Source organism: Nostoc sp. CALU 546 (assembly GCF_048836525.1).
This window is the reverse complement of sequence record NZ_JAWJTF010000201.1, coordinates 1-4661: the sequence shown is the minus strand read 5'-3', so window position 1 is coordinate 4661 and position 4661 is coordinate 1. Positions and strand designations below refer to the sequence as shown.

2 protein-coding genes are annotated in these 4661 nt (G+C 42.7%); one reads left to right on the top strand and one right to left on the bottom strand.

Annotation, left to right across the window (positions count from 1 at the left end; translation table 11 throughout):
- On the top strand, window positions 1-1190 hold a 1190-nt coding region (locus tag RRG12_RS41410), incomplete at its 5' end, for a peptidoglycan-binding protein (protein WP_420763178.1).
- 18 nt (window positions 1191-1208) lie between these two features.
- On the opposite strand, the gene sbcC is transcribed toward RRG12_RS41410, so the two are convergent.
- Window positions 1209-4235, bottom strand: coding sequence for an exonuclease subunit SbcC (gene sbcC, locus RRG12_RS41405; RefSeq protein ID WP_420759004.1), 3027 nt, complete (start codon window positions 4233-4235; stop codon window positions 1209-1211).
- Window positions 4236-4661: the final 426 nt, after the last annotated feature.

Sequence of the window (4661 nt, the reverse complement as noted above, 5' to 3'; positions counted from 1 at the left end):
GATGTTTAAAAAAGTTAGGCTACTTTAACGGCCCGGTAACAGGTAAGTTTGCTAGCCTGACTCAAAATGCGGTCATTAAATTCCAGCAAGCCAATAGGCTACCTGCTGATGGAGTTGTGGGTATTAATACTCAACAAGCCTTGCAACGAGCCTGTCAGAGTAGAGCTTCTAGCAGGAATACTAGTGGTGCAGTTGGTCAATACCCTACTCTCTCTCAAGGCAACACTGGTGCAGCAGTTACAAGGTTGCAACAGCGTTTACGGCAGTTAGGCTATTTTAATGCTAATCCCACTGGGAATTTTGGACAAATTACTAAAGATGCTGTAATTGCATTCCAGCGAAGTTATCGCATATCTGCTAACGGGATTGTGAATCGACAAACTTGGAACGCATTACTGGGTTCCTCTCCAAGTACAGCTAGATCAAGTCTCTCGACTCAGCAGGTGAGAGAACTCCAAGTACGTTTGCAGCAGCTAGGTTTTTTTAATACTAATCCCACTGGGAATATTGGCCCAATGACAAGGGAAGCTGTCATCCAATTTCAGCGAAATTATCGCTTACCTGTTGATGGCATCGCCAATGCCCAAGTTTTAGAGGCAGTACGTAGAGCCTCGACTAGTGGATATCCTACTCAACAACCAGCCAGAAGTTATTTGACTGTAGGCGATCAGGGAGAGAATGTCAGATTAGTTCAAGAGCGTTTGTGGCAGTTGGGTTTCTCTAATACCAATCCTGATGGCTTTTTCAACGATTACACCAGAGAATCGGTGATTGCATTCCAGCAATCTTCTCGAATTAATTCGACTGGAAATGTAGATTGGCAAACTTGGCAAGCATTAGGGTTGAATAACTCGACTGGGGGCGATTATGCTGAGACTACTAATAGTTATTTACCTCCTACTAATGACTATGTAGCACCTCAAACTCGCTATTTACCTCCCACTAATAACGTAGTGCGTGTTACTAATGGCAATACATTAGCTGCTAACAATCCTTACAGAGTAATAATTCCAATTTCAAATAATGATACTCTGAGTAAAGTACAACAATATATACCCAATGCTGTTACAGAGCAATCCAGTCTAGGGGATTATGTGAATGCTGGAGCATTTAGCGATCGCGCACAAGCAGAAACGCTAACGAAAAAGCTCCGCTCATTAGGTCTGGATGCACGGGTAAAATTCAATTAACTAATTCGTAATTCGTAATTAAATTGACAAACTCAACTGCGAACCTTCTTGAGTTTTATTAACCTCAATCCTGGCTTGGAAAGCTTCTTTGAGGTGCGGCATGTGAGTGACAGTGAGGATGCAGGCAAAATCAGAAGCGATCGCATTAATCGCTGCAATCAAGCGATCGCATCCTTCGGCATCTTGTGTACCAAAACCCTCATCCACAATCAACAATTGCAACGCCGCTCCCGCCCGTTGCGCTAATAATTTCGCCAAAGCCAAACGGATGGCAAAGTTGATTCTAAAGGCTTCTCCACCAGAGTAAGTTTCATAAGATCGCGTTCCTCTAGAATCGGCGATTAAAATATCTAGGGTATCTATCAGCTTGGCATTTTTCTTTGTTGATTTAGCACTGCGTCCAGATTTTTGAGTAATAAATTGCACATGAAACTGATTCCCACTCAGCCGCGAAAGTAGTTGATTTGTCTCAGCTTCCAGTTGCGGCAACACATTCTCAATCATCAGTGCTTGGATGCCATTTTTACCAAAAGCTTGCGCTAATTCCTGATAAACACGATATTCCTGCTTGCAAGATTGTAATTGCTGCTGCTGTTGTTCATATTGCACTTGCAGTATTTCCAGTTGATGCGCCAGCTGTTCTAAACGCCCTAACTTGGCAATTTGCTCATCAAGTTGCCGTCTGCGGATTGCTAACTGCTGCTCTAGAGCTTGAATTTGGGCAGATGGGTTAGCTGTTGCTTGTAGTTGCTGGATAATGCTTTCGATTTGTCCGCCCAATTTTTGCCGTTCGGTTAATCTGGCGCTTCTGGAATCCTCTAACTCTTGCAATCTCGTCTGGAGTTGCGGATACTGCTGCTGGGCTGATAGCAGTTGTTGATATCGTAAATGCCAAGATTGAGCTTTCTTTACAGCCATACGCAGATTGTTGTGCTGCTCAGAACTATAGCCAATTTCGGTAATGTGACGCTCAAGAGCCGCAATTTGTTTAGCACATTCAGAATCAATCTGATCCTGCTGGATTCTGACTTGTAATTGAGCAATTTGGGATTGTAATTCTGGTTTTCGTGCTAATAGTTGCGCTTGTCGCTTAGTTGCATCTTTAATCTGCCCTTGTTTAATTTCTGCCCACCGCCACCGCTCAACTTCACTCCGAGCCAGGGCATGGTCTTGTTCATTATAATTAGCTTGTTGCAGATATTGGTCTAGCTGCCGGAGTTCGGCTTGTTTATCAGGAGCGTAATCACCAGCTTGGAGCGATCGCTCTAAATGCTGTTTTTCAGCAGCAATTTGTTGTAACTGTTGTTGTACATCAGTTGTAGCTTCTAACTGTGCTGCCAACTGTCCCCGCTGTTCGCGTAAACCATCGTAACTCGCCAATTGTTGAGAAATATCCCGATATTCCTGCCTCAAAGTCTGAATTTCTTTGTCAGACACAGCCATTTGTTCTCGCACTACCCAAAACTGCCCTTGAGTATCCTCTAACTCAGTCTGGGTTTTTTCCACCACCCGATTCCAGTGATGTTCATCTAAAGGACGCTCACATAATGGACAAAGTGCTTCAGGATTTTGGAGCATAAGCAATTTCTGCTCTAATTCCCCCAGTTGCTTTTCATAATCCCGTTGGTGAGCTTGCAGACGTTCAATAAAGTGCCGTCTTTCTTGCCCTTTTTCTTGGACTCGTTGTAGATAAACTCGCTTTTTCTCCAATTCCTCAATCTGGATTGCCACATCCATCACCGCTTGTTGTAGTTGCGGTTGGCGGCGGTGCTGTCGTTGCAATTGGTTCTCAGTACTTTGGAGCTGTTCGAGTCGCGCTACTAAACCAGCATGAGTGCGATCGAGTTGGTTTTGTAAAGTTGCTCGTTGTTGCAACAACGGAGTCACCTGCATTTGCAATTCATCTAGACGATGAACATGGTGACGCGCTGCGGCTAGTTGTGACAAAGCAGCTTCTACTTCACCTGATTTAGTCAGCGTTTGCTGAATATCTCGCTCTTGTTGCTGCAAAGCTTCTAACTGCGCTTGGGCTTGTTGCAGTTGCCGTTCGATTTCGTGAATTTGTTTGGTAAGCTGTTGTTGTTTTTGTTGGCGATTCTGTTGGGCGCGGGTGTATTCTTCAAATTTGACAGCAAAAGCTTCTTCTTGAGATTGGAGACTTTGATATTGGGCGTATCCAGCTTTAATCTCAGCTTCTTGGCGTAATATTTTTTCTAAATCTGATAGCTGAGAGGCAATAGCTGATTGTTCTTGTTGGAGGCGATCGCAATCTTGGGTAAGATTTTGGTATTGCTGCTTTACAAAATTGAGTTGTTGTTCCCAACTTTGGCGCTGGTGCTGGACAACTTGCAAACTTTGTAATTGAATATTATCAAAAGCTTGCACCTGTTGCAGTTGGTTAAGTTCGGCTTCTAACTCCACTCTTTGCGCTTGAGTTATCTCGCGTTGTTGCAGCTGAACTTTTATCGACTCCAAAGAACGCTCTAACTCTACTGCCTGTGCTTTAAACTGACGAGAAGATTCCTTAGCACGTTCTTCCAAATCATCATACTGATTGAGTTTTAACAACTCCGCTAAAATTTCTTTGCGTTCCGTGGGACGCTTAAGCATAAATTCATCTGCACGACCTTGACGTAAGTAGGCAGAATTAATAAAAGTATCATAATCGAGCTTGATGTGTTCTAGAATCAAATCTTGGGTTGCTCTTACCCCTTTGCCAGTGAGTGAGCGAAACCCAGATGGTATTTCTATTTGAAATTCAAGAACGCTAGTACCTCCCCGAATTCGGGTACGAATCACCCGATATTTTTGCTGGTTACTTTGAAAAGTAAAATCAACCCGAACTTCTTTAGCACCAGAATAGATGACATCATCTTCAACAGTGGCACGGCTTTCACCCCAAATCGCCCAAGTGATTGCTTCTAAAAGAGAAGATTTACCGGCACCATTGGAACCACAAATACAAGCCGTATGCAAACCGCCAAAATCTAAAGTTGCATCACGGTAACTAAGAAAGTTTTTGAGGATAAGTTGTACTGGGATCATTCACGCTATGGCGCCACATCTACTTTTAATAATTAACAGTACAGATGCACTGTTTGTTAGTTTAGCTATCTAGATATCAGGTTTCTAGTCTTGAATACATCAATTTTACAAAAATTAACAATACGATGAGTGAATTTTTCTTGTTGAATGAAAAAGTTTTACTATATTCGGAGAAAAATGAGACTCTCCTGGAAGCTTATCGTTATTTATTAGACTGATTATTGTAGAGACGGCGATTCATCGCGTCTTTATGATGATTTATGGCGTCTTTGCGCTCTAGAATTTTCATCGCAAAATCTTAACCAAACTATATTGGGCCAGTTGAGAATTCTCTTAACCGATCGCTTTTTGTGGATAATTCTAAAAAATTAAAACCCGCCAGCGCGGGTTTCGATTGTATGGTTGTCCGAATTCTAGTCGCCAAAA